Here is a 26,108-nt window from a genome sequence, read left to right on the forward strand (position 1 = left end):
AGGCGCCGGCCTGGGATGAAGGAGCATCGATGAGCGAGACCATTGGCCACCCCGATCCCGGCCTCGATCTGTCCGACGGGTTCAAGCCGCACACCTCGCATTGGGGCGTGTTCTCGGCGCGGCTCGGCAGAGCGGGTCTCGAAGTCAGGCCCTATGCCGCTGATCCCGATCCGAACCGCATCATCAACAATTTTCCCGGCGCGTTGCGCCACCAGGCGCGCATCGCGCAGCCTGCGATCCGCCGCGGCTGGCTCGAGCGCGGGCCCGGTCCCGATGACCGCCGCGGCCGCGACGAGTTCGTCTCGGTGAGCTGGGAGCAGGCGCTCGATCTGCTCGGCGGCGAGCTGACGCGGATCCGCGACACGATCGGCCCCGGCGCGGTGTTCGGCGGCTCCTACGGCTGGTCGAGCGCGGGCCGCTTCCACCACGCGCAGAGCCAGGTGCATCGCTTCCTCAACATCGCCATGGGCGGTTATGTCCGTTCGGTAAACACCTATTCCTCGGGCGCGTCCTCGGTGCTGCTGCCGCAGATCCTGACCGGCTACGAGGATATCACCAAGCGCAACGTCACCTGGGAGCAGATCGCGGCCGAAACCGACATCGTGCTGGCGTTCGGCGGCATGGCGCTGAAGAACTCGATGGTGGCCGGCGGCTCGATCAGCAAGCATGTCGAGCGCGGCGCGATGGCAGCCGCGCGGCGGCGCGGCTGCGAATTCGTGCTGGTCAGTCCGCTGCGCGATGATCTCCCGGTCGAGGCCGGCGCCGAATGGCTGACGGCCACACCCGGCACCGACACCGCGCTGATGCTCGGCATCGTCCACACTTTGGTCAGCGAAGGCCTGCACGATCAGGCCTTCCTCGATCGCTACACCGAGGGCTGGCCGGTGTTTTTGCGCTATCTCACCGGCGAGAGCGACGGTGTGTCCAAGAACGCCGAATGGGCCGCGGCGATCTGCGGCATCGAGGCCGGCATCATCAGGGCGCTCGCGCGGCGGCTCGCCGGGCGTCGTGCGCTGATCACCGTGTCGCATTCGCTGCAGCGCGCCGAGCATGGCGAGCAGCCGGTGTGGATGGGCATGGTGCTGGCGGCGGCGCTCGGCCAGATCGGCCTGCCCGGCGGCGGCTACGCCTATTCGCTCGGCGCGATCGGCTATTACGGCCGCCGCGTCAATGCGGTGCCCGGACCGACGCTCGGGCAGGGCCGCAACGGCGTTGCCGACTTCATTCCGGTGGCGCGCATCGCCGACATGCTGCTCAATCCCGGCACCACCTATCGCTACAATGGCGAGACGCGGACCTATCCGGATATCCGCCTGGTCTATTGGGCCGGCGGCAATCCGTTCCACCATCATCAGGACCTCAACCGCCTGCGCAAGGCGTTTGCGCGGCTCGACACGCTGGTGGTGCATGAGCTGGCCTGGACTGCCACCGCGCGCCACGCCGACATCGTGCTGCCCTCGACCATGACGCTGGAGCGCGAGGACATCGGCTATTCCAGCAACGATCCCTTGATGGTCGCGATGCACCGGATCGCCGAGCCGTTCGGCCTCGCCCGCGACGACTACGAGATCTTCGCCGATCTCGCCGAGCGGTTGGGGGCCCGCGAGCCGTTCACCGAGGGGCGCACGTCGCGGCAATGGCTTGAACATCTCTTCGAACCGACCCGCAAGGCGCTCGCCGCGCGCGGGCTCGAAGCGCCGAGCTTCGAGGAGTTCTGGGCGCGCGGCAGCCTGGTGGTGCCGCAGCATCTCGACGACGGCGGCTCACTGCGCCGTTTTCGCGAGGACCCCCTCGCGCGGCCGCTGCCGACGCCGAGCGGGCGCATCGAGATCTTTTCGCAGAAGATCGCTAGCCACGGCGATGCGGATTGTCCGGGCCATCCGGTCTGGCTCGAGAAGACCGACACGCCGACATCTGGCGCGCCGTGCTTCCTCGTCGCCAACCAGCCGGTGACGCGGCTGCACAGCCAGCTCGACTTCGGCGGTCACTCGCTCGACGCCAAGCATCGCGGCCGCGAGGTCGCGCGCATGAATCCGCGCGACGCCAAGCCGCGCGGCATCGCCGATGGCGACATCATCCGCATCTTCAACGCGCGCGGTGCCTGCCTCGCCGCGGTGCATGTCACCGACGGCATCGCGCCCGGCGTGGTCCAGCTGCCGACCGGCGCCTGGTACGACCCGATGGACCCCGAGGAGGAGGCGCCGCTCTGCGTGCACGGCAATCCGAACGTGCTGACGCGCGACATCGGCACGTCATCCTTCGCGCAGGGCTGCACCGGCCAGCTCACGAGCGTCGAGGTCGAGCGTTTCAACGGCAATCTGCCGCCGATCCGTGCGTTCGATCCGGCGTAATTTCACGCGGGAGATCACGAACAAATCATCGCTGGGCGCTGGATGGCGTTCAGCCGTTCGGCTACGGCATCACGAGATCGACCCTGATTTTCGGACCTGTCCAGATGCACCTGAAAACCCTGTTTCACCTTGCCGTCGCTGCGACCGTCGCGCTCGGATCGTCCAGCGCGTTGGCGCAATCGGCCGCCGAGCCGGCCTATGGACCGGAACTGCAGGGTTTCGACTATCCCTATCCGGTCGAGCATTATCGCTTCAGCTCGCAGGGGCAGGAGCTCGACATGGCCTATCTCGACGTCAAGCCGGCGACGCCGAACGGGCAGACCGCGGTGCTGCTGCACGGCAAGAATTTCTGTGCCGCGACCTGGGACGGCACCATCAAGGCGCTCAGCGGCGCCGGCTATCGCGTGATCGCGATCGACCAGATCGGCTTCTGCAAGTCCAGCAAGCCCGAGCGCTATCAGTTCACCTTCCAGCAGCTCGCCGGCAACAGCCGCGCGCTGCTCGCCTCGCTCGGAATCGCGCATGCGATCATGGTCGGCCACTCGACCGGCGGCATGCTCGCGATGCGCTATGCCCTGATGTATCCGGAGGCCACCGACCAGCTGGTGCTGGTCGATCCGATCGGCCTGGAGGACTGGAAGGCCAAGGGCGTGCCGTGGCTCAGCCTCGACGGCTGGATGCAGCGCGAGACGCGCGTCACCGCGGACAGCATCCGCGCCTATGAGCGTGCCACCTATTACGCCGACACCTGGGATGCGTCCTACGAGACGTGGGTGCAGATGCTGGCCGGCATGTATCGCGGTCCGGGCCGCGCCGCCGTGGCGTCAAGCTCGGCGCGGCTCTACGACATGATCGCGACCCAGCCGGTGTTCTACGAGTTCGAGCAGATCAAGCCGCCGACGCTGCTGTTTGTCGGCGACAAGGACACCACCGCGATCGGCAAGGACACCGCGCCGCCGGAGATCCGCAAGACGCTCGGCAATTATCCGGTGCTGGGCAAGGAGGCCGCGAAGCGGATTCCGCATGCGCAGCTGATCGAATTCCCCGACCTCGGCCATTCGCCGCAGATCCAGGCGCCGGCGCGCTTCCACGAGGCGCTGCTCGGCTGGCTGCAGCATCCGGAGACCGGCGCGACGCTGGTCAAGTAGGGACGGCGAAACAAGCGAGCGACATCATGACGACAGCCGAACTGGTCAGCGTGTTCACGGTGGATGGGCAGGGCGGCAATCCCTGTCCGATCGTGGTGGATGCAAGCGGCATGAGCGCGTCCGAGATGCAGGACGTCGCCCGCCGCAATGGCCACGAGTCCGGCTTCGTGCTGCCGGCGCAGAGCGACGATTTCGACGCGACGTTCCGTTTCTTCGTGCCGAACCACGAAATGGAAATGTGCGGCCACGCCACCATCGGTGCGCTCTGGCTGCTTGCGCGCCAGGGAAAGTTGCCGGGCGACACCGTCCGGATCTCGACGCGCAGCGGTCCGGTCACCGGCTTCATCAGCCGTGATCGTGGTGGCGAGCCGCGTGTCGAGATCACCCAGCCGGTCGGGAAGACCGTTCCGCTCACCACGGGGCAGCGCGACGATGTCCTGCGGGCGCTCGCGGTCGGGCCGCAAGCGAACGACGCGGCAACACCGTGCAACGCCGTCACATCGCGGATCAAGACGCTCGTTCCGATGCGCTCGCCCGAAGCGCTGAATGCGCTCGATCCCGCCATAGGGGACGTCGAGGCGGTCTGCGGCCGGATCGGATCGACCGGGCTCTATCCATTCGCCGTGATCGACCGAAAGGCTCGCCTGTTCGAGGCGCGGCAATTCCCGCGCTCCTCCGGCTATCGGGAGGATGCCGCAACCGGCATTGCGGCCGCGGCGCTGGCGTTCGGTCTGCTCGACTATGGCTTGGTCGCTCCCGATGACGACGAGATCCGAATCCTGCAGGGCAGGGCGATGGGGCGACTGTCCGAGATTCGCGTCCGCATCGGCTTCGCCGGCGGCCGTCCCGTCGGCTGCCTGCTTGGCGGCAATGTCGCGCTGATGGCCGCGCCGTCACACTGAGCAGCGGCCAGCGCAAGGCGAGCCGGCTTCGTAAACAGGATCCAGGTCTAATCAGCGGCGCGCCTGGCCCGCTCCTGCGCCTTGGCGTGCACCGGTGAGGATTTCCGCGCACCGGGGCCCGGATGGACGTGGACCGCCTTCGCGCTCAACGGCTCGCCGCATTCCGAACAGACCATGACGGGATCGAACATCTTCTTGCAGGTCTTGTGTTCGTGCAGCATCGGCCGGCCGCGCGAATCGACCATGTGGACGTTGCCCCAGTGCACGATCGACATGATGATCGGATAGAGGTCGAGCCCCTTCTGCGTCAGGATGTATTCGTAGCGCTTCGGCGCCTCCTGATACGGGATCTTGCGCAGCACGCCGAACCGCACCAGCTTCTTCAGCCGGTCGGCGAGCAGATGCCGGGTGATTCCGAGCGACGCCTGGAAGTCATCGAACCTGCGGATGCGCAGGAAACATTCGCGCAGGACCAGCAGGCTCCAGCGGTCGCCGATGACAGCCACCGTGCGGGCCACCGAGCACGGCTCCTCCTCGAGGGCATCCCATTTCATCAGCATCTCCTGCGGTCGGCGACGACATTGCTGCTTAAATTCTAAAACAGAACTAATGTCATTTCAATAGGATGCCTCGATGGCAGCCGTGACATGGCGATTGGATGACAAATATCATATTGACAGTTCTAAAATAGAACTTAAGGTCCCGACACGATCAACGCTGCGGCTGACGGCCGCCGGCAATCGAAGGGAAGGGCGTTCCATGGCTGCTCCGCTCGAGGTCGAATTCCATTTCGATTTTGGAAGTCCGAACGCCTACCTGGCGGAGCTGGCGCTGCCCGGCATCGAGAAGCGCACCGGCGTGAAATTCGACTACATCCCGGTGCTGCTCGGCGGCGTCTACAAGGCGACCGGCAACATGTCGCCCGGCGAGTCGCTGCGCGGCATCAAGAACAAGCCCGAATACAACGCGCTCGAGACCGAGCGCTTCCTGCGCCGCCACAACATCACGACGTTCAGGACCAACCCGTTCTTTCCGGTCAACACGCTGATGCTGATGCGCGGCGTCGTCGCTGCCGATTTCGAAGGGCTGTTCGAGCCGTACTTTCGCGCCGCCTATCACCACATGTGGTCCGAGCCCAAGAAGATGGACGATCCGCAGGTGTTCCGCGAAGCATTCCTGTCCTCGGGCCTCGATATCGACCGCATCATCGCCCGCGCCCAGCAGGACGAGGTGAAGAAGAAGCTGATCGACAACACCAGCAACGCGGTGGCGCGCGGCTCGTTCGGCTCGCCGACCTTCTTTGTCGGCGACGAGATCTTCTTCGGCAAGGACAAGCTGCGCGAGGTCGAGGACGAGATCGTCGCGCAGCTGGCCGCGGGGCGGCGCAAGACCGCCTGAGCGGGAGTTCCTCAAGACGACAAATCAGGCCCAAAGGGCTGTCACAGGGAGGTTTCAGTGCAGGCGTCGACCCAGTTTGAAGGAAGTGTGGAAGGCTTGCCGAACCGCATCCACGAGGTGATCGATCACCACGTCGGGGCGACGCCGGATCATCCGGCGCTGATCGACGACAAGACGCGGCTGACCTACCGCGAGCTCGATCGAACGGTCGGTCGCGTCGCCGAGGCGTTGCGGGCACTCGGCATCCGCGCCGGCGACCGCATGATGATCGTGAGCGAGAATTCGATTCCGCTGGCCTGCCTGCTGCTGGCGACGAGCCGGCTCGATGTCTGGTCCATCGTGGTCAATCCGCGGCTGTCGCCGCGTGAATTGGATCAGATCAGGGATCACAGCGGCGCCCGCCGCGTGCTGCTGACCGCCGAGGTCTCGCAGGAGGCGGCCACGCATGCCGCGCGTTACGAGGCGACCGTGCAGGATGTCGGCCCGCTCCGCGGCATCGCCGTCACCGGCCTGAACCTGACAACCGTGGCGGAGCCGGTCGAGGCCGACGGCGCCAATCAGGTCGCGGTCCTCATCTACACCTCCGGTACCACGGGCACGCCAAAGGGCGTGATGCTGACCCATCGCAATCTGTTGTTCAGCGCCCGGGCGACGGCAAGCTTCCGCAAGATGGCGGCCGATGACGTACAGTATTGCGTGCTGCCGATCTCGCATATCGTCGGCATCTCGTTGCTGACGATGACCCTGATGATCGGCGCCACCGTGCGTCTGGTGGCGAAATACGATCCGGCCGCGCTGGTCAAGGCGATGACTGAAGAGGGCATCACGATCCTGAACGGCGTGCCCGCGACCTATCAGCGCCTGCTCGAATACCGGCGCAATGCCGGCCTGCCGAAGCTCGATCGCGGCCGGTTGCGGGTGATCTCGGTGGCCGGCGCGCCGCTCGACCTCGATCTCAAATCACGGGTCGAGCAGGAGCTCGGGCTGCCGCTGCTCAACGGCTATGGCATCACTGAATGCTCGCCGGGCATCTCCGGCGTCCGGCCCGACAATCCGCGCGCGGATCATGCGGTCGGCACCGTCATGCCGGGCCTCGAGGCAAAACTGGTCGGCCGTGACCTCAAGCCGGTTGGGGCAGGGGAAGTCGGCGAGCTGCACGTTCGCGGTCCGAACGTGATGCGCGGCTATTACCGCGCGCCCGACCTGACCGCGAAGGCGATCGATCCCGACGGCTGGTTCAACACCGGGGATCTGGCCCGCTTCGAGAATGATGCGCTCTACATTGTCGGGCGAACCAAGGAGATGATCATCCGCTCCGGGTTCAACGTCTATCCGGCCGAGATCGAGGCGGTGCTGAGCACGCACGACGCCGTGGTGCAGTGCGCCGTGGTCGGCCGGCCGGTCGAGGGCAATGAGGAAGTGGTCGCCTTCGTGCAGCTGATCAAGGGCTCGACCGCCACGGTACAGGACCTGATGGCCCATATTGCCCCGCAACTCACCTCGTACAAGCGGCCGTCGGAGATTATCCTGATGGACGCGCTGCCCGCGACATCGACGGGCAAGCTGCTGAAGCACAAGCTGGCGGAATCGCTGCGCGGCTGAGGCTGAGCCGTCGCCGCAAGCCAGTCCACTCAAACAAGACCGGAGAACACCATGCAGAAGCGAAACAGGACGGTGGCCGTCATTGGTGCCGGTGATTTCATCGGCGGCGAGATCGCCAAGAAGTTCGCCTCCGAGGGATTCACGATCTTCGCCGGCCGCCGCAACGGCGACAAGCTGGCGCCGCTGGTCAAGGAGATCGAGGCGGCAGGCGGCGAGATTCACGCGCGCTCGCTCGATGCGCGCAAGGAGGAGGAGATCACGGCCTTCCTCAACGATGCCGACAAGCATGCGCCGCTCGAGGTCTGCATCTTCAATATCGGCGCCAACGTCAATTTCCCGATCCTCGAGACCACCGAGCGCGTGTTCCGCAAGGTCTGGGAGATGGCCTGCTACTCCGGCTTCCTCGCCGGACGCGAAGCGGCGCGGCTGATGATGCCGCGCGGCGAGGGCAACATCTTCTTCACCGGCGCCACCGCCTCGCTCCGCGGCGGCAGCGGCTATGCCGCCTTTGCCAGCGCCAAGTTCGGTTTGCGCGCCGTGGCGCAGGCGATGGCCCGCGAGCTGGGGCCGAAGAACATCCATGTCGCGCATCTGATCATCGATTCCGGCGTCGACACCGAATGGGTGCGGCAGCGCCGTATCGAGGCGCTCGGCCCGAACGCGCTCGACAATCCCGATCTCTTGATGCCGCCGGCATCGGTCGCGGGCGCCTATTGGCAGCTCTATCAGCAGCCGAAGAGCGCCTGGACCTTCGAGTTGGAAATCCGGCCCTTCGGCGAGAAGTGGTAGGGAGCACGGCAGATGGAGCTCGCGCTATCCCCTGAAGATGCGGCGTTCCGCGACGAGGTTCGTGCCTTCATCAAGGACAATTATCCGGCGGAGATGCGCGTCGCCAATCCGGAGACCGATCTCTCCAAGGAGCAGATGCTGCTGTGGCATCGCATCCTGCACGACAAGGGTTGGATCGCGCCGCTCTGGCCAAAAGAATACGGCGGGCCCGGCTGGTCGATCACCCGCCGCTTCATCTTCGAGCAGGAAACGACGCGCGCCGGCACCATGCCGCCGCTGGCGTTCAGCGTCACCATGGTCGGCCCGGTCATCTACACCTTCGGCAACGACGCGCAGAAAAGGAAATTCCTGCCGCGCATCCTGTCCGGCGAGGACTGGTGGTGCCAGGGCTATTCGGAGCCGGGCTCCGGCTCCGACCTCGCCACCGTGCGCACCAAGGCGGTGCGCGACGGCGACCACTATATCGTCAACGGCCACAAGACCTGGACCACGCTGGCGCAGCACGCCGACTGGATCTTCTGCCTGGTCCGCACCGATCCCACGGCCAAGCCGCAGTCCGGCATCTCGTTTCTCCTGATCGACATGAAGTCGCCGGGCGTTACGGTGCGCCCGATCATCACGATCGACGGTTCGCACGAGGTCAACGACGTGTTCCTGGAGAACGTGCGTGTCCCCGCCGAGAACCTGATCGGTGAGGAAAACAAGGGCTGGACCTACGCCAAATTCCTGCTCGGCAATGAGCGCACCAGCATGGCCGGCATCGGCCGCTCGACACGCTATCTCGAACGGTTGAAGAGGATCGTCAAAGCGGAGATTCCGGAAGACGATCCGGCGCATCTGGAGTTCATCAGGGATATCGCCCGCGTCGAGCTCGACGTGCTGGCGCTGGAGGCGACCGAGCTTCGTGTCGTCGCCCAGATGGCGCGCGGCATCGACCCGGGACCGGCGGCCTCGCTGTTCAAGATCCGCGGCACCGAAATCTTCCAGGATATCACCGAGCTGACGCATCGGGCGATCGGCAATTACGGGCTTGCGATCCGCGAGCATCCGGTCAGCGCCAACCACTTCATGCCGGGCCCCGACTACGGCCACACCGCGTCTGAGAAATATCTGAACTCGCGCAAGCTCTCGATCTACGGCGGGTCGAACGAGATCCAGCGCAACATCATCGCCAAGGCAGTGCTTGGGCTCTAGCAACCGCGCGAGAGGATCGGATGGATATCCAGTTCACGGAAGAGCAGGAATTGTTGCGGTCCAGCGTCCAGCGGCTGCTGCGCGACCAGTATGATTTCGACGCCCGCCGCAAGATCGTCGCAAGCGAGGAGGGCTTTGGCCGCAGGCAATGGGCCGAATTCGCCGAGCTCGGCCTGCTCGCCGCGCCGTTCTCGGAAGCGGTCGGCGGGCTCGGCGGCGGGCCGCTGTCGACCATGATCATCATGCAGGAGTTCGGCCGGCATCTTGTCGTGGAGCCGTTCGTCGAGACGGTCGTCGTGGCGGGTGGCTTGATCGAGCAGGCGGGCTCTGACGCGCAGAAGCAAGCCCTCATTGCCGACATCATCGCAGGCACGAAACTGTGGGCGCTGGCCTGGACCGAGAAGGGCTCGCGCTTCGATCTCGCGACCGTCACCACCACGGCGCGCCGCGACGGCAACGATTATGTGCTCACCGGCGAGAAGACGGCGGTGTTGGCCGCGCCGTGGGCGGATTATCTGATCGTCTCCGCGCGCACCTCGGGTCATCGCCATGATCGTGGCGGGGTCAGCCTGTTCGTGGTCGATCGCCACGCCGCCAATCTCGATTTACAGAGCTTCAGGACGATCGACGGCCGCCGGGCGGCCGAGATCAGCCTGCGTGGCGTACGCGGTGAGCTGCTCGGCAGGGAGGGCGAGGGCGTCGCCGCGCTGGAGGCCTGCCGCAACCGCGCCATCGGCGCGCTCTGCGCCGAGGCGGTCGGCGCGATCGGCGAACTGAACGCGGCGACCCTGGACTATTCCAAGACGCGAAAGCAGTTCGGCGTCACGATCGGCAGCTTCCAGGTGCTGCAGCATCGGATGGTCGACATGTTCATCGCGCATCAGGAGGCGTTGTCGCTGATGCAGCACCTCAGCCTCAGTCTCAGTGACGACGAGGCCGGCGTCTCCCGGCTCGCCTCGGGCGCCAAGTCGAAGATCGGCTATGCCGGCAAGTTCGTCGCCGACCAGGCGGTGCAGCTCCATGGCGGCATGGGCATGACCGACGAGCTCAATGTCGGCCACTACTTCAAGCGGATTTCCTCCATCAACATCCAGTTCGGCGATCCCGCCTACCACGTGCTGCGCTATGCGCAGCTCGACGCGGTCGCTTAAAGCCAGAGAGGCAAGCATGTCACAGGATGCAGTCATCGTTTCCACCGCGCGCACCGGCGTCGGCAAGGCCTATCGCGGCGCGCTCAACAACACCGACGGCCCGACTTTGGCCGGCCATGTGATGGCCGAGGCGGTGAAGCGCGCCGGCATCGCGCCCGGCGAGGTCGAGGACGTGGTGATGGGCTGCGCCATGCAGCAGGGAACCATGGTGATGAACGTCGCACGCAAGGGTGCCATCCGCGCCGGGCTGCCGGTGACGGTCGCCGGCACCACCATCGACCGGCAATGCGCCTCCGGCCTGCAGGCGATTGCGGTCGCCGCCCGCTCGGTGATGCTTGACGGCGTCGAGATCGCGATCGGCGGCGGCATCGAGTCGATCAGCCTGGTGCAGAACGAGCACATGAACAGGTTCCATGCCGTCGACGACGAGCTGATGGCGATGAAGCCCGAGATGTACATGTCGATGCTGGAGACCGCCGAGGTCGTCGCCGAGCGCTATGGGATCGGGCGCGACAAGCAGGACGAATACAGCCTGGAGTGCCAGCGCCGCGTCGGCGCCGCGCTGCAGGGCGGGCGCTTCAACGACGAAATCGTGCCGATCACGACAAAAATGGCTGTGGTCAACAAGGACACCAAGGAAGTCAGCTACCAGCAGGTGACGCTGGCGAAGGATGAGGGCCCGCGGCCGGATACCACGGCGGACGGGCTCGCCAAGATCAAGCCGGTGTTCGAGGGCAAGACCATCAGCGCCGGCAACGCCAGCCAGCTCTCGGATGGCGCATCGGCCTGCGTGATCATGAGCGACAAGATCGCCGCGCAGAAGGGCTTGAAGCCGCTCGGCATATTCCGCGGCTTCGTTGCCGCCGGCGTCGAGCCGGACGAGATGGGCGTCGGCCCGGTCGCCGCGATCCCGCGGCTCCTCAAGCGGCATAACCTCAAGATCGCCGACATCGACCTCTGGGAGCTCAACGAGGCCTATGCGGTGCAGGTGATCTATTGCCGCGACAAGCTCGGCATCGATCCCGAGAAGCTGAACGTCAACGGCGGCTCGATCGCGATCGGCCATCCCTATGGCATGACCGGCGCGCGGCTCACCGGCCACCTCTTGATCGAGGGCCGGCGGCGCAAGGCGAAATACGGCGTTGTGACCATGTGCATCGGCGGCGGCATGGGCGCGGCAGGCCTGTTCGAAATCGTCCACTGAGCGGCAACGCGGGAGAGACTTGTGAAGACAGCAATCACTGAACTGTTCGGCATCCAGCATCCGATCATCCAGGGCGGCATGCACTATGTCGGCTTCGCCGAGATGGCGGCGGCGGTGTCCAATGCCGGCGGCCTTGGCATCATCACCGGCCTGACCCAGCGGACGCCGGAGCTGCTGGCCAAGGAGATCGCGCGCTGCCGCGACATGACCGACAAGCCGATCGGCGTGAATCTGACCTTCCTGCCGAGCTTCACCGCGCCGCCCTATCCGGAATATATCGCAGTTATCCGCGAGGGCGGCGTCAAGGCGGTGGAGACCGCGGGCCGCAGCCCGGAGCAGTACATGCCGGCGCTGAAGGCGGCCGGCATCAAGGTGATCCACAAATGCACCTCGGTGCGGCATTCGCTGAAGGCCGAGAAGATCGGCTGCGACGCGGTCAGCGTCGACGGCTTCGAGTGCGGCGGCCATCCCGGCGAGGACGACATTCCGAACATGATCCTGCTGCCGCGCGCGGCGGACGAATTGAAGATCCCGTTCGTCGCCTCGGGCGGCATGGCGGACGCGCGCAGCCTCGTCGCCGCGCTGTCGATGGGCGCGGCCGGCATGAACATGGGCACCCGCTTCATCGCGACCAAGGAAGCGCCGGTTCATCCCAATGTGAAGCAGGCGCTGCTCGACGCCGACGAGCTCGATACGCGCCTCGTGATGCGCGCGCTGCGCAACACCGAGCGGGTGCTGAAGAACAAGGGCGTCGATGAGCTGCTCGAGATCGAGCGCGAGAAGGGCGCCAGGCTGAAGATCGAGGATATCCACGAGCAGGTTGCCGGCGTCTATCCGAAGGTGATGATCGACGGCGAGATGGATGCCGGCGCCTGGAGCTGCGGCATGGTGGTTGGCCTGATCAATGACATCCCGACCGTCAAGGAGCTGATCGACCGCATCATGGCCGAGGCCGAAGCGATCATCCGGCAGCGGTTGACCGGCTTCCTCGACGGCAAGTTCGAAACCACGCCGGCCCGCGCGGTCGCCTGACGGGAGAGTGCCATGACCGAGCATGTCAAGGTTGAGATCGCCGCCGGCGTGATGACGCTGACCTTGCAGCGGCCGGAAAAGAAGAACGCGCTGACCGGCGCGATGTACAATGTCATGTCCGCGGCGCTCAAGCAGGTGGAGGCGGATGCCTCCGTCCGGGTGATCCTGTTCCAAGGCGACGGCGACAGCTTCACCGCGGGCAATGATCTGGCTGACTTCGCAAGCCAGGCGCGCGGTGAAAGCGCGGTCGACAGTCCGGCCCACACTTTCATCGAAACCATCAGCAAGGTTGGCAAGCCGATCGTCGCGGCCGTGCAGGGCAACGCGGTCGGCGTCGGCACCACCATGCTGCTGCATTGCGACCTGGTCTATCTCGCCGAGAACGCGCGGCTGATCACGCCGTTCGTCAACCTCGCGCTGGTGCCAGAGGCGGCGTCGAGCTGGCTGCTGCCGCTTCGGATCGGGCACGCGCGCGCCTATGCGATGTTCGCGCTCGGCGAGCCGATGGATGCGCAAGGCGCGCTGGCATCGGGCCTCGCCAATGCCGTGGTGCCGCAGCCCGATCTGCGCAAGAGGGCGCATGACGCGGCGGTCGCGCTGACCAGGCGGCCGGCAGGGTCGCTCGGCATGACCAAGAAGCTGATGCGCGAGCAGCAGAAGATCGCGGCGCAGATCGCCGAGGAAGGCGTGCTGTTCAAGGAGCGGTTGACGACGCCGGAGGCGCGCGAGGCCTTCGCCGCCTTCGCCGAACGGCGTCAGCCCGATTTCACCAAGCTGTCGGCCTGACCCCGGGAATTCACGGACACATCGAGGGAGTGAAAGCATGCGCGTCACCGGCAGCCATCAATACCCGACCATGGAATCCGTGATCTACGGCAAGCCGGCGGCCGAAGCGCTGCGCGAGGAGGCCGAGCGGCTGGACGCCAGGCGCGTCTATCTGATCGCCAGCCGGACGTTGAACACCACGACCGACGAGATCGAGAAAATCCGTCAAGCGCTCGGCGACCGCCATGCCGCGACCTTCGACGGTGTGCCGCAGCATACGACGCGCGACGTGGTGACGCAGATCGCGCGGCAAGCCGGCGAGGCCAGGGCGGACCTTGTCGTCGCGATCGGCGGTGGCTCGGTGGTCGATGCGGCGAAGATCGTGCTGATGTGCATGGAGCACGAGATCTTCGAGCCTGATGGCCTCGACGGCTTCGAGACCACGCCGGACCGCCGCTTCGGGCCATTCCGCACGCCGAAGGTCCGGATGATCGCGATCCCCAGCACGCTCTCCGGCGGCGAATACAATTCCGGCGCGCTGGTCACCGATACCAGCCGCAAGCTGAAGCAGATCTTCAACCATCCGATGATGATGCCGCGCAGCATCATCCTCGATCCCGCGATCACGAAATATACGCCCGAGAAGCTCTGGCTCGGTTCCGGCACGCGGGCGATGGATCACGGCATCGAGGCGATCTGCTCCAGCCGCCCCAATGTGCTGGTCGACGCGGTGTGCCGGCAGGGGCTGCGCTATCTGCACGACGGCCTGCTGCGCACCAAGGCCCACCCCGACGATGCGGCGGCGCGGCTGAGCTGCCAGCTCGGCTCCTGGCTGTCGGCGTTCGGATTGCAGTCACGGGTGCCGATGGGCGCCAGTCATGCCATCGGCCATGTGCTCGGCGGCACCTGCGACGTGCCGCATTATTTCTGCACGGCGGTGATGATGCCGAGCGTGCTCCGCTACAACCGCCCGGCGACGGAGGCAGCCCAGCAATCGATCGCCGCCGCGCTCGGCGCGCCGGGGCGCGATGCCGGCGAAGCCTTCGCGGCGTTCATCGCGGAACTCGGCCTGCCGCGGCGGCTTGCCGATGTCGGCGTCGGCGAGGATCGGTTTGAGCTGATCGGCCGGAACGCCATGCTGTCGATCTTCACGCGCGCCAACCCGCAGCCGATCCGCGAACCCGGCGACGTCGTCAAGATCCTGAAGCTGGCCGCCTGAGGCATTAGCACCGGAGCAGTCCACCATGGCCGCCTTGCGCATCTTCTCCTATTTGCCGAACCCGCGGGTCTGGAAGGCGACCATCGCGGCGCGGTTCTGCGGTGTCGATGTCGAGGTCAGGGGCGCCTCCGGCAAGGAGTTGCGCGACTGGCTGTGGGACTATGATGCCCGCCCGCTGGCGGAGCACGAGCGCGCCTCGCTGTCGTCGCTGGCGCGGACCGGGCGGGTCGGACTGACCGGCGCGCAGCTCTTCAAGACCGATGCGTTCATGGCGGCGCAGCCGTTCGGCAATGTGCCGGCGGCATTCGGCGCCGACGGCAAGGTCGGGATCTTCGAATCGAACAGCATCATGCGCGCGGTGGCGCGGCTCGGCGAGGCAGCGTTCCCGCTCTACGGACGCGACGCCTACGAGGCGTCGAGGATCGACAGCTTTCTCGATGTCAGCCTGGTGTTTGCGCGGGACTCGCAAATCTATCTGCTGGCGCTGTCGGGCGGCACCGCCGATGCGGCCATCCATGCGCGGGCCAAGGATGCATTCGCGATCTACGCCTCGGGGATCGAGCAGGCGCTGTCGCCCCGGCGGGAGGCGCTGGTCGGGAACGGCATCTCGATTGCCGACATCTGCTTTGCCGCTGAACTCGCGCTGTTCATGAACGAACACGCGCGGGCCGAGCAACTGCGCAAGCAGGGATTGGCGAATATCCTGCACCCGGGCGTGCGGGATGAGTATCCGCTGATGTTTGCCCACTTTGACCGGCTGATCGCGCACGAGCATGTCAGGCCGGACCTCAAGCCTTATGTCGAGAAGTTGCTGTCGAAGGCGGCCGCCTGACCATGAAGGCCATGGGCCGCAAAGCGGAGGGTTGATCGCATGACCGCACCCGTCTGCCTGATATCCGGGGTTGGTCCCGGCACGGGCTCGGCGCTCGCCAGGAGATTCACCGAGGGCGGCTATCGCGTCGCCCTGCTCGCCAGGAACGAGGCGCGTCTTGCCGCGCTCGAGCAGCAGTTGCCGGGCGCAAAGGCCTATCGATGCGATGTGTCCGATCCCGCGCAAGTCGAGGCGGTGGCCTCCGCCGTGGAGCGCGATCTCGGCGATCCCACCGTGGTCATTCATAACGCCGTCGGCGGGGCGTTCGGCACCTTCCGCGAGATCGATCCGGAGATTCTCAATCGCAACTTCCAGGTCAACACGATGGGACTGTTGTACCTGGCAAGGCGATTTGCCCCGGCGATGATCGGTGCGGGCAAGGGCGCCATCGTCGCGACCGGCAACACCTCGGCGTTGCGCGGCAAGGCCGGCTTCGCGGGGTTCGCGCCGACCAAGGCAGCGCAGCGGATCCTCGCCGAGGCGATGGCCCGCGATCTCGGGCCGCAAGGGGTTCATGTCGCCTACCTCGTGATCGATGCGGTGATCGATCTGGAGTGGACGCGCGAGCGCTGGCCGGATCGGCCGGACGACTTTTTCATCAAGCCGAAAGCGATCGCCGACGAGGTCTGGCACGTCGCCCATCAGGATCGCAGCGCGTGGTCGTTCAATGTCGAGATCAGGCCGTTCGGCGAAGTCTGGTAGCGCCGCGCGCCGGTCGCGAGAGTTGGTCAATTCATAAAAGCTCAGGGGGAATTTCATGCTGTTGAAGACGTTTGCCGTGTCCGTTGCGATGCTCGCGGCGCTTGCCGTGGCTCCAGTCCGCGCCGAAACGCCGGGGGTGTCGGAGTCGGAAATCAAGGTCGGGGCGACGTTCCCGTTCAGCGGCCCGGCGTCTCCGCTCAGCAACACCGGCAAGGGCCTCATCGCCTACGTCCATTCCGTCAATGACCGCGGCGGCGTCAACGGCCGCAAGATCAACCTCATCACCTATGACGATGCCTACACGCCGCCCAAGGCCGTGGAGCAGACCCGCAAGCTGATCGAGAGCGACGAGGTGGCGTTCCTGTTCAGCCCTCTCGGCACGCCCGGCATCGGCGCGACCATCAAATACGTCACCGCAAAGAAGGTGCCGCATCTGTTCGTCGTCAGCGGCGCGACCAAGTTTGCGAACTTCACCGAGTTTCCGCTGACCACCACGGGGCTGCCGAGCTACAACACCGAAGGAAAGATCTACGCAAAGTACATCACCCAGACGGCACCCGATGCGAAGATCGCGGTCCTCTACCAGAACGACGATCTCGGCCGCGATTTCGTGGCCGCGTTCAAGGAGGTGCTGAAGGCCGATTTCGACAAGAAGGTGGTGACGTCGCCCTATGAGGTCACCGAGCCGACCATCGAATCCCGCGTGGTGACGTTGAAGGCGTCGGGCGCGCAGGCGTTCCTGATCGCCGGCACGCCGAAATTCGCGGCCCAGGCGATCAAGAAAGCGAACGAGACCGGCTGGTCGCCGCTGACCATCGTCAACTACGTGTCGAGCTCGGTTTCCGCGACCATCGTGCCGGCGGGAGCCGACAAGGCGGTGGGCGTTGTCGTGGCGACCATCACCAAGGATCCGAACGACAGGAAGTGGGCCGACGATTCCGGCATGAAATGGTATCGCGCCCATTTCGAGAAATATCTTCCCGGCGCCGACATCGGCGACAACAATTATCTGTTCGGCACCCAGCAGGGGCAGATCCTCGAACAGGTGCTGAAGCAGTGCGGCGACGATCTGTCGCGCGAGAACATCGTGAAGCAGGCGCGCAACATCAGGGGGCTCGTGCTGCCGACCCTGATGCCGGGCATCACCATCAACACAGGTCCGGACAACAGCATGGCCTATACGCAGCTGCAGCTGCAACGCTGGACCGGAAGCTCGTGGGAGCAGTTCGGCGGCGTGCTGAGTGCCGACCTGAACTGAACCGGGCCGGCCGAGGCGCTAGTGGAGCCGACGTGCGATCGGCTTCGCCAGCGTGCCTTGCCACTCCCGCTGCAATGACTGGTCGCTTGACCGCAGGCTGTTCAGCAAGGCCGCGGTCTTCGGCTGGACCCGCGAGCCGTCGATCACCTCGAGCTGGCCGCAGCGGTTGAGCGTGTGCAGCTTGCGTCCGGTCCACAGCGGCCCGGGTTTGAGCAGATGGCGCACGGCCTGCTGGTAGGTCGTCGGCGACAGTTCGAGCACTTCCGCAAGTCCGAGCGCCGCGCCGTATCCGTTGGTGCAGTCCTGCACCGGCCGCCACAGCTTGCCATTGATGGTCACGAAATTGCCGGCCGGCCGCGTCGTCGCGCGATCCATCAGGATCGGATTGCTTGCATGCGGCCGCCAGGGGCCGAACAACTGCTCGGCGTAATAGATCGCCAGCGTGTCGGAATATCCGCCGGTGCCGTCGCGCCAGGCTCCGAACATGTAGTAGAGGCCGTCATGCCGCGTGATGGTCGCGTCGGCGAGTTCGAGCCCGGCCAGCAGCGTGCCTTGCCGTTCCCACTTGTCGGGAAAGCGGACGCATTTGTAGATCGGGACATCCCGATGCGCGGTGCTTTCCGGAATCATCCACAGTTCGCCGTTGTTCTCGATCAGGAACGGGTAGGACAGGTGCCAGGGTTCCTCGAGCACAGGCAGCACGGTGCCGACCGGTCCGTTGCCGTCGAATTCGATCGCGGAGATGATGCCCTTGCCGGTGCGGTGGTCGAGGTCCTCGAAGAACACGAAGGTCCTGCCCTGCCACTTCACCGGGACGGGATCGGCATAGAAGTGATTGCCGGGATCGCCGAGCACGTTCCAGGCAGGTCCCGACAGGTCGCCGGTCCGCCAGACATCCGCGTTGTCGGCGTAGCGCCAACCGACATGCCAATGCGGCGCGTAGCAGCAGAGACGGTAGATTTCCTTCGCGATCGAGGTCGCGACGCCGCGCAGGACAAAGGGCACGGGATTTCGCGGCGCGCTGCCGGCCGCCGGCACAGCCAGTTGCGGGACCAGCCGCGGAGCGCCCGACAGGATCGGCGGCAGCATGGACAGGGTGCGCGCCATCACCGTTTCGAGCCCGCCGCTCAGGCCGGCGGCGATTTCCGCTGAGGGATGGCCGCGGTCCATCACCGTGCCGTCGAGCTCGTTGACGATCTCAATCACCGGCAGGTCGCCGGCGAGAATGGCGGCCAGTGCGGCGACTTCTCCGACCTGCCCGTTGAAGCGTGGACGGAGATAGAGCCTAGGGGAGCAGTTCGGGTCCCGCTCGGCCGTGGTGAAGTCGACCACCACGTCGGGGTTGCCCATGCGCGGCCGTTCCGCAATCGTCTTCAGCCTGTCGGCGTCGCCCGCCTTGCCCTTGCGCAGCACGATGCGTTCGAGCTCGAACAGCATGTCGAGGCCGGCGAGCCTCGGCCCCGGCGTCGTAGTCCAGGCGATTTGAACGGGAATATCCTGATCGCTGACGCGCAGCATCTCGCGACGCATCCAGAGCCGCGCCTGCGCACGATCGCAGCGAAACTCGATAATCATGTCCAGCCCAATTTCCTAGTGCGCGTCCACTCCCACGGCATTGCCGAGAATGCGGACGTATTCCTCTATCATGGCATCCAACGAATAGCGCGACTTCAGACCCACGGCGCTTTGCCGCAGCTGGTCGCTCAACGAACGATCGGTCAGGACTTTCGACACGGCGGCCGAAAACTCGGCCTCGTCAGAAGCGTCGACGAAAACCGCCGCCGGCTGCCCTTGGTAGGACAGTACCTCGCGCAGCACGGGAAGATCGTTGACGACGCAGGGAATGCCGGCGCTCGCGGCTTCCACCGCGGCAAGGCCGAAGGTTTCGGCCTGCGTCGGGAAGACGAAGACGTCGAGACAGGCCAGGAAATCGGCCATCTGGCGCGGCGGAATTTCGCCGATGAAGTGCAGCCGGTCCGCGACTTTCAGCTCGTTCGCCAGGGCTCGCAGCCGTTCCTCATCCGCGCCTTGTCCGGCGAGGGCAAGATGCCAGGATTGATCGGCGGCCAGCAGGCGAATTGCCGCATCGAGCCGCTTGTGCGGATGCAGCCTTGCCGCGCAGCCGAGCAGCGTGCGATCCGGCGGCAGCTTGAGCTGCTGCCGCGCGACGTCCTTCGGCAGGCTGTGCGACTTGTCGTCGAAGCCATGCGGGACGTGCGTCATGCGCGCGCGATAGGGCGCGGGATAGCGCGCGTATTCCCGTTCCATGTCGCGCGAATTCAGCGTGATGCACTGGAAGAAGCCGGTCGAGCCCATGATGATGTCGGCGGCGCGCACCGGCATGCTCATCGACATCGCCGAGGACACCTGATTGGCGATCACCGGAGCGCGGCTGACGAAGCGCGACACGCCTCCGCCGATCACATTGCCGAAGTGCTGGAAGGTCAGCACGACATCGGGCCTGATGGTCCTGAGATGGCCGGCGAGCGTCCACAGCATCCGCAGCAGCGCCAGCGGATTTCCCGGGCGGCTCGGCGCGCAATAGAATGTATTGGGCGGCTCGTCGAAGGAATCCGATTTGCGGAAGAAGAACAGGTTGGCGACGTCGTAGCCGCGCGCGGCGAGGCCCGCACCGAGCAGCCGCGATATCTCCTGCGCGCCGGCGTTCTCGGCCTGGGTCTGCACCAGGACGACACGCAGCTTTGGCTTGCTCTGGTTCGATTGATTGCGCGATGCGGTCGATGCCTCGCGCAATTCTGTGCTTGGCCTGTAATGGAGCACGGCTTCCTCACCCGTCGAAGGAATGGAGTCGTCTCCCTCGAGATTGCGCGCGTGCTTATCACGCGAAGCGTGCTCGTACACCGAGTAGCGCGTGTTGAGGTTACTGCTCATTTAGTGCGGTCAGACATCGCCAGCAATCGAGAGCCATTGTCTCACACAAAGGGTACAGCCGGCTCGTTAACTAATTGGTTACGCCCGCGTCGAGAGGGGGTAACCGTGGATTAACCATAGATATTTACGTTGGAGCAGTACTGTCAGTTGAATTCGAGTCACAGCCTCATGAAGTTCGGTAACCGCGTAGGCTCGAGACGTTCCGAAGCCACGGAACCCGCCGCGTCGTGGGAAACTGCCGGCGTGCCGGCCAGCCGATCCTCTGCGGAAACCACCAAGGGCGTGCTGAGCATTGCCGGCGTGGTGGCTTTTTTCCGCGAGAACGGTCAACGCATTCTGATGCTCGCCGCGGTGATCTTCGCGGTCGGCGTCATTCTGCTGATGTTGATTCCGGCGCGCTATGCCGCGACCGCGCTCGTCGTGGTCGACCCGCGCGAACAGCGCGTGACCACCGATCAGGACGTCCTGCCGGGGATCGGCCAGGATGCCGCAGCACTGCAGAGCTATGTCGAGATCGCCAAATCCGACGGATTTCTCGGGCCGGTGATCGAGCAGCTCAAGGTCGCCGAGGACAGCGACATCTCCGGCGGCAGGACCGACCCCACGCGCCTGCTCGACCGGTTTCGCAACCGGCTCGACATCTCCCGGCGCGGATTGACCTATGTCATCGCCATCAAGTTCACGTCCAACGACCCGCGGCGCGCGGCGTATTACGCCAATGCGGTGGCTGAGGCGTTCGTCGCCAGCCAGCGCGGCACGCGCAGCGTGGCGACCGATGAAGCTGCCGACTGGCTGAAGAGCCGGCTGAAGACATTGAACGACCGCTTGCGGTCTTCGGAAGACGCCGTTGCGAAGTTCAAGCTCGAGCACCGGATCGTCAATGCCGGCAAGGAATCGACGACGCAGCAATTGCGCGTCACCGATCTGACCCAGCAGGTCGCCGCCGCGCGCGCCCGCACCGAGGAGGCCAAGGTCCGCTATGAGCAGCTGCAACGCGACCTGAAGGCCAATGTCGACGGGCCGGTCAAGCAGGACCTGCTGAGTGCGCTGCGCGCCCAGCGCTCGGCGCTCAACGACCAGATTGCACAGAAGCGCGGGGTGCTGGGCGACCGTCATCCGGATCTCGTGATGGCTCTCAGCCAGCTCGGCGATCTCAATCGGCAGATCGAGATCGAGCGGAAGAAGAACATCGACACCGCGAAGTCGGAATATGAGGCGCAGCGCGATCAGCAGAAGGCGCTCGAGGATCAGCAGAAGGCGGTCGAACAGCAGATCCTTGTCGACGGTCAGGCGCTCGTCAAGCTGCAGGAATTGCAGCGCGACGCCGATGCCAACAAGAATATCTACGAGCAATTCCTCTCGCGCTACAAGACCACCGACGAGCAGCGGCTGCTGCAGAGCTCGCAGACCAAGGTCGCATCGCCTGCGACGCCGCCGGTGCATTCGACGCTGCCGCCGCTTCCGCTGTTGCTGGTCGCGCTCGCGATCGTCTCGCTGCTGACGTCGACGGCGATCGTCGCCGTTCCTGGTCTCAATCTGAAGCAGCTCCCGATCAAGGCCATTCCGCCGCTTCGTCGGGCCGAGGCGCCCGCACCACCGGCGCCTGCCGCGCCGCAACCGGCGCTGCCGCCGGGATTGCCGGTGCTGGCCCGCATTCCCAACATGGCGTCGCCGGATGCCGTCAGGAGCGTCTGGCAGACCCCGATCTCGACGACGGCCGAGCCCGATCTCGGTCCGCATCTTCGGCTGTTGATCGAGAACATCGAGCAACTTCCGGGAGACCACGGCAAGGTGGCGCTCCTGCTGTCGGTTGAGGGCGGTGCCGGCGGCAGCACCGTCGCACGGTCGCTGAACCGATCCGCCGTCAAGAACGGCATCCTCAGCGTCCTGATCGAGATGGAATCCAGACGCGCCGAGGCCGCGCCGCGGCAAGGATCGGGTATCATCAAGGCCGATCTGCCGTCCATCGTCGAGCTGCTGGGCGCCAGCAGCAAGTCGCCGCCCTATCCGCCGGACGATATTCGCGCCGATTTCGGCCTGATCATCGTCGACGCGTCGTCGCTTGCGCTGCAGCCGGCCGCGGTGGCGCTGGCTGCCCATGCCGACCTCGTGATCCTCGTGGCTGGCGAAGGGGCCGCCAACTCGGCTGCGATCGGCAAGGCGCGCGCCGATCTATCCGGGTATGGTTCGGTCCCGACCGCGCTGGTCGTCAATCGCGTAGCGGTCGATGCGACCGTTCGCGGTGCCCAGGGCGAGACGCTGGGCCTGGCGAGCTGAAGGCGGTTCGGCTGAAGCTAGAGCCTTCTTCGTTCCTATAGGATCGGAGCGTGGCTCCAGATTCTTGTTTTGACGCGTTTTCGTCACGCGAACCGGTAATCTTACTTCGCTCGAAAAACGCTCTAGTCGTTGCTGTCCGCAACGCGGACCGCGTAGGCGTCGCCTTTCGACGGCCACAGGTGCGACAGCACCAGAATGGATGGGTCGACGCCGGTCCGCCGCCGGCACAGCACGTTGAGCGCGACGGTGGCGACGACCAGCGAACCCGTCGCAGAGATCGCGGCGCCGAGCACGCCAAGCCAGGGAATCAGCACGACAAATCCCAGCAGCCGCAGCGCCACATTGGCTGCGACAACGGGAACGTAATCGCGCTCATGGCCTGTCAGCTGCAGAACAGCAGCAGAGGGCCCGCCTGCCGCCTGGAAGGCCGTTCCGATTGCGAGCACGATCAACACCCACTGCTGCGCCGCAAAGTGCGGTCCGAACAGGCCGAGCAGATGGGGGGCGCCCACCCAGACAATGACGAGGCCGCTGAGCACGCAGAGCGCGGTCACCTCGGCCATCAGCTTCAGCGTATGTTCGAGCTCGCCATGGTTCTTGCTGAAGTACAGCGAGGGGAGCCGGCGCGCGCCGAACGTGTACAGCGCAGCCGACAGCATGGCGAAGATGTTGGCCAGCCGCGAGGCGGCGAAATAGACGCCGGCGGTGGCCGGATCCAGCATCCAGTAGACTAGGATGACGTCGAAATACTGGTTTGCCGCTTCGAGAATGGAGGCGAGCCAGAACCGGAATGCGCTCTTGTTCCAGCGCGAGGCTTCGAAGCGCGCCGTCACCGACCGCAGGTTCGGCAGCACCCGTACGATCGATACGATCTGCACGACGAGCCCGAGGGCCATCGCGGCCGACATCGCGCTGAACAGCTCGGTGGGGGTGAGCTGCCGGTGGCCGAACAGCACCGCGATCAGGAACAGGACGACGGCGACGCGCCAGAAGAACTCCCGATTGCCTTCGCCCATCAGGATGCTGACCAGCGATCGCGCGATCTGGCTGCCGAGCATGAGCCCTGCGTTGACCGCGGTGAACGCCGAGACCGACAGGATCAACAGCCACCACTCGCCGCGAAGGCTGGCCACCGCGGCGATCGCGGCGATCGAAATCAGCATCCCGATCGCCGAGTTCTTCAGGCTCGACAGCAGCACACCCTTGGTGAACTCGGTCTGGCCGCGCACTTCATATTCATTGAGAAACCGAACCAGGAGCAGCTCCTGGCCGACCAGGCCCACGACCGAGGCGATCTGGGCGACGGAGAGCAGGGTTGCGAAGTTTCCAAACGCGTCGGGCGTCATCGCCCGCGCGGCGAGCGAGAACAACGCGAATGCGAGCCCGCCACTACCAACCTTGAGCAGGATGGTCCCGGCAACGCCGCGCGTGACGTCGCGCCGTAACAATTGGAGCACAGAGGCAATCACCAGAGACGTCTCAATATCCAGTCGGGCTGTCGACCGTAGCAATCGGTGAAGCCTGGAGTGTTAATGTTCTCTTGCTAAGATTCCGTTCCTTTCGAATGGCTTCAGGGTCCAACGCAGTTGTGAACGGGGCCAGGTCGCGTTGCTCCATTCTGGAACGGCGCCGTCTGCCCTGTCTCCAAACGGCGCAGGTTGGATTTGCCTCCGGAGCGCGGTCCAGTGGCGCGGACCTTGCCGGATGCGACTGGGCTTGCGCGTCAACGCCATCTGTCGCAGCTTGATGGCCTGGCAATTGCCTCGCCATCCTGCTGCGGAGCCTGCAAAGGTTCAGTTTCATGGCCGACCGTCGTGCAAGCCGTGTGCCGAGAGACCGCTGATCGTGGTCCGGACGTTTTCATTAACCTCGATTCTCGAACTCGCCGTACTCGATCGGCAAGGCGGCACTGCGGGCAAGGAATTTGCAGTTCTGCGGCCAACTAGAGCTTTTCCCGTTCCGATGGAATCGGAACGGCGTTCTAGATTCTTGTTTTGACGCGTTTTCTTCACGCGAACCGGTATCCACTTCGCTCGAAAACGCTCTAGCCGTCGGAGCGGACAAACATGATTGCCGAGAAAAGTGCGACCAAGCCGATCGTGGCCTGCGAGGCCGAAGTCATCGAAGCGGACGTCGCAATTGTCGGAGCCGGTTTGGCAGGTTCGCTGGCAAGGGCTGTGCTCGCCCGGGCCGGGTACCGGGTCATCCTGATCGACAAGCGTTCGATCCCGCCGGATGAATTCCGCGTCGAGAAGATCGCCGGACGGCAGATCGATATTCTGCGCCGCCTCGGCTTCATCGACGACGTCGAGGCCATTGCCGCGCCCTATGACCGGGTGCTCAACATCAGGAGCGGCAAGCTGGTCGATATCGGCGTCGGCCGGTCCTACGGGATTTCCTATGCCAACCTCGTCAACATGGCACGCGGCCTGACGCCCGATGCGTCGAGCTTCCTGCTCGACCAGGTGACCAATGTCAGCTGCAGCGAGCAGCGTCAGCAGTTGACGCTGGCCTCCGGAAGGCGCGTCGTCTCGCGTCTGGTCATTCTGGCGACCGGCATGACGAACGTGCTCGGCCACAGTCTCGGAATTCGTCGGCGGATGCTTGCTGCGCGCCACTCGGTCTCGTTCGGCTTCACGATCGCACGGCCGGACAATGCGCCGTTCGATTTCGATGCGCTGACCTGCTATGGCGAGGAGGCGACTGACGGTGTCGACTATCTCAGCCTGTTTCCGATGTCGGGCGGCATGCGGGCGAACCTGTTCATGTTCCGCGATCCGACCGATCCGATCATGCGCGAGCTGCGCCGCGACACCAGACGGACGCTGCTTCGCCTGATGCCGGGATTGCAGCCCTATCTCGGCGATTTCGAGGTGGTCGGCCAGGTGCAGAACTGGGTCATGGATCTGACTGTGACCGAGGGCCATCTGCGGCCGGGCGTCGTGTTGATCGGCGATGCGTTTCAGACCAATTGTCCCGCAGCCGGAACCGGCGTCGGCCGACTGCTGGTGGACGTCGAACGTCTTTGCACGGACTATGTGCCGCGCTGGCTGGAGACCGCCGGTATGGGCGTGGACAAGATTGCGCAGTTCTATTCCGATCGGGACAAGCTCGCCGCCGATCAGCACTCGCTGCAATTGGCGAGCTTCCGCCAGGCCTTGACGTTGAACACCGATATGCGCTGGAACTTGCGGCGAAAGCTGCACTTCCTGCGCCGCATGATCACCCACCGGGTCGACCGCATTCATCCGGGATGGGTGATGCGCGTCCGCAGCGCGCTCCGCTAGGCGAGTGGTCGCGCCAAGATCATGTTCACAATGAGCTGAGGCGCGATGATGATCCGACCCGATCTC

21 protein-coding genes are annotated in these 26,108 nt (G+C 65.2%); 17 read left to right on the forward strand and 4 right to left on the reverse strand.

The window, feature by feature from the left end; translation table 11 throughout:
• The first annotated feature begins 29 nt into the window (after positions 1-29).
• The 3 genes from JEY66_RS11345 to JEY66_RS11355 all read left to right on the forward strand — a co-directional run bounded on the left by JEY66_RS11345 (position 30) and on the right by JEY66_RS11355 (position 4,401).
• A complete protein-coding gene (locus JEY66_RS11345; RefSeq protein WP_018273339.1) occupies positions 30-2,351 on the forward strand; it encodes a molybdopterin guanine dinucleotide-containing S/N-oxide reductase in 2,322 nt (773 codons plus the stop codon).
• Positions 2,352-2,455: 104 nt separating this feature from the next.
• On the forward strand, positions 2,456-3,499 hold the full coding sequence (locus JEY66_RS11350; RefSeq protein WP_018273338.1) for an alpha/beta fold hydrolase: 1,044 nt from the start codon (positions 2,456-2,458) through the stop codon (positions 3,497-3,499).
• 26 nt (positions 3,500-3,525) lie between these two features.
• The gene (locus tag JEY66_RS11355) at positions 3,526-4,401 is read left to right on the forward strand and encodes a PhzF family phenazine biosynthesis protein (RefSeq protein ID WP_018273337.1); all 876 of its coding nucleotides are present in this window, start codon (positions 3,526-3,528) and stop codon (positions 4,399-4,401) included.
• A gap of 47 nt (positions 4,402-4,448) precedes the next feature.
• Here the strand turns inward: JEY66_RS11355 and JEY66_RS11360 are convergent, their stop codons facing one another.
• On the reverse strand, positions 4,449-4,955 hold the full coding sequence (locus tag JEY66_RS11360; protein WP_026193238.1) for a winged helix-turn-helix transcriptional regulator: 507 nt from the start codon (positions 4,953-4,955) through the stop codon (positions 4,449-4,451).
• 205 nt (positions 4,956-5,160) lie between these two features.
• On the opposite strand from JEY66_RS11360, the gene JEY66_RS11365 reads away from it, so the two are divergent.
• Genes JEY66_RS11365 through JEY66_RS11420 form a run of 12 tightly spaced genes read left to right on the forward strand, consistent with a single transcriptional unit; the run spans position 5,161 to position 17,586 of the window.
• Positions 5,161-5,799 (forward strand): 2-hydroxychromene-2-carboxylate isomerase, encoded by a 639-nt coding sequence (locus JEY66_RS11365; RefSeq protein ID WP_018273336.1) that lies wholly within the window; start codon positions 5,161-5,163, stop codon positions 5,797-5,799.
• Between the two features lie 57 nt (positions 5,800-5,856).
• Positions 5,857-7,401: a class I adenylate-forming enzyme family protein gene (locus tag JEY66_RS11370; RefSeq protein ID WP_100213824.1), complete on the forward strand. Its 1,545-nt coding sequence runs from the start codon at positions 5,857-5,859 to the stop codon at positions 7,399-7,401.
• Positions 7,402-7,452: 51 nt separating this feature from the next.
• Complete coding sequence (locus tag JEY66_RS11375) at positions 7,453-8,190, forward strand: SDR family oxidoreductase (protein WP_016845326.1); 738 nt, start codon at positions 7,453-7,455, stop codon at positions 8,188-8,190.
• Between the two features lie 12 nt (positions 8,191-8,202).
• On the forward strand, positions 8,203-9,384 hold the full coding sequence (locus JEY66_RS11380) for an acyl-CoA dehydrogenase family protein (RefSeq protein ID WP_016845327.1): 1,182 nt from the start codon (positions 8,203-8,205) through the stop codon (positions 9,382-9,384).
• A gap of 20 nt (positions 9,385-9,404) precedes the next feature.
• Positions 9,405-10,535: an acyl-CoA dehydrogenase family protein gene (locus tag JEY66_RS11385; RefSeq protein WP_016845328.1), complete on the forward strand. Its 1,131-nt coding sequence runs from the start codon at positions 9,405-9,407 to the stop codon at positions 10,533-10,535.
• A gap of 16 nt (positions 10,536-10,551) precedes the next feature.
• Positions 10,552-11,739 carry an acetyl-CoA C-acyltransferase gene (locus JEY66_RS11390; protein ID WP_016845329.1) on the forward strand — a complete coding sequence of 396 codons (1,188 nt, stop codon included), beginning with the start codon at positions 10,552-10,554 and terminating at the stop codon, positions 11,737-11,739.
• Between the two features lie 21 nt (positions 11,740-11,760).
• Positions 11,761-12,771, forward strand: coding sequence for an NAD(P)H-dependent flavin oxidoreductase (locus JEY66_RS11395; RefSeq protein WP_016845330.1), 1,011 nt, complete (start codon positions 11,761-11,763; stop codon positions 12,769-12,771).
• A 12-nt stretch (positions 12,772-12,783) separates the two neighbouring features.
• Positions 12,784-13,557, forward strand: coding sequence for an enoyl-CoA hydratase-related protein (locus tag JEY66_RS11400; RefSeq protein WP_018273334.1), 774 nt, complete (start codon positions 12,784-12,786; stop codon positions 13,555-13,557).
• Between the two features lie 37 nt (positions 13,558-13,594).
• Positions 13,595-14,755 (forward strand): iron-containing alcohol dehydrogenase, encoded by a 1,161-nt coding sequence (locus JEY66_RS11405; protein ID WP_016842698.1) that lies wholly within the window; start codon positions 13,595-13,597, stop codon positions 14,753-14,755.
• Between the two features lie 25 nt (positions 14,756-14,780).
• Positions 14,781-15,587: a glutathione S-transferase family protein gene (locus JEY66_RS11410; RefSeq protein WP_018273333.1), complete on the forward strand. Its 807-nt coding sequence runs from the start codon at positions 14,781-14,783 to the stop codon at positions 15,585-15,587.
• A gap of 39 nt (positions 15,588-15,626) precedes the next feature.
• Positions 15,627-16,328: an SDR family NAD(P)-dependent oxidoreductase gene (locus JEY66_RS11415; RefSeq protein WP_016842700.1), complete on the forward strand. Its 702-nt coding sequence runs from the start codon at positions 15,627-15,629 to the stop codon at positions 16,326-16,328.
• Positions 16,329-16,383: 55 nt separating this feature from the next.
• Positions 16,384-17,586 carry an ABC transporter substrate-binding protein gene (locus JEY66_RS11420; protein WP_018273332.1) on the forward strand — a complete coding sequence of 401 codons (1,203 nt, stop codon included), beginning with the start codon at positions 16,384-16,386 and terminating at the stop codon, positions 17,584-17,586.
• A gap of 18 nt (positions 17,587-17,604) precedes the next feature.
• Here the strand turns inward: JEY66_RS11420 and JEY66_RS11425 are convergent, their stop codons facing one another.
• A complete protein-coding gene (locus JEY66_RS11425; protein ID WP_018273331.1) occupies positions 17,605-19,161 on the reverse strand; it encodes a glucosamine inositolphosphorylceramide transferase family protein in 1,557 nt (518 codons plus the stop codon).
• Between the two features lie 15 nt (positions 19,162-19,176).
• Entirely contained in the window at positions 19,177-20,367 is a 1,191-nt protein-coding gene (locus JEY66_RS11430) for a glycosyltransferase family 4 protein (RefSeq protein WP_026193237.1), read from the reverse strand.
• A 279-nt stretch (positions 20,368-20,646) separates the two neighbouring features.
• Between JEY66_RS11430 and JEY66_RS11435 the strand changes: the two genes are divergently transcribed.
• Positions 20,647-22,755 carry a GumC family protein gene (locus JEY66_RS11435; protein WP_026193236.1) on the forward strand — a complete coding sequence of 703 codons (2,109 nt, stop codon included), beginning with the start codon at positions 20,647-20,649 and terminating at the stop codon, positions 22,753-22,755.
• Positions 22,756-22,877: 122 nt separating this feature from the next.
• On the opposite strand, the gene JEY66_RS11440 is transcribed toward JEY66_RS11435, so the two are convergent.
• Positions 22,878-24,224 (reverse strand): lipopolysaccharide biosynthesis protein, encoded by a 1,347-nt coding sequence (locus tag JEY66_RS11440; RefSeq protein ID WP_026193235.1) that lies wholly within the window; start codon positions 24,222-24,224, stop codon positions 22,878-22,880.
• Positions 24,225-24,821: 597 nt separating this feature from the next.
• Here JEY66_RS11440 and JEY66_RS11445 point away from each other — a divergent pair.
• Positions 24,822-26,042 carry an FAD-dependent oxidoreductase gene (locus JEY66_RS11445; protein WP_018273328.1) on the forward strand — a complete coding sequence of 407 codons (1,221 nt, stop codon included), beginning with the start codon at positions 24,822-24,824 and terminating at the stop codon, positions 26,040-26,042.
• Positions 26,043-26,108: the final 66 nt, after the last annotated feature.

The sequence above is a fragment of the Bradyrhizobium elkanii USDA 76 genome, from assembly GCF_023278185.1.
GTDB lineage: Bacteria > Pseudomonadota > Alphaproteobacteria > Rhizobiales > Xanthobacteraceae > Bradyrhizobium > Bradyrhizobium elkanii.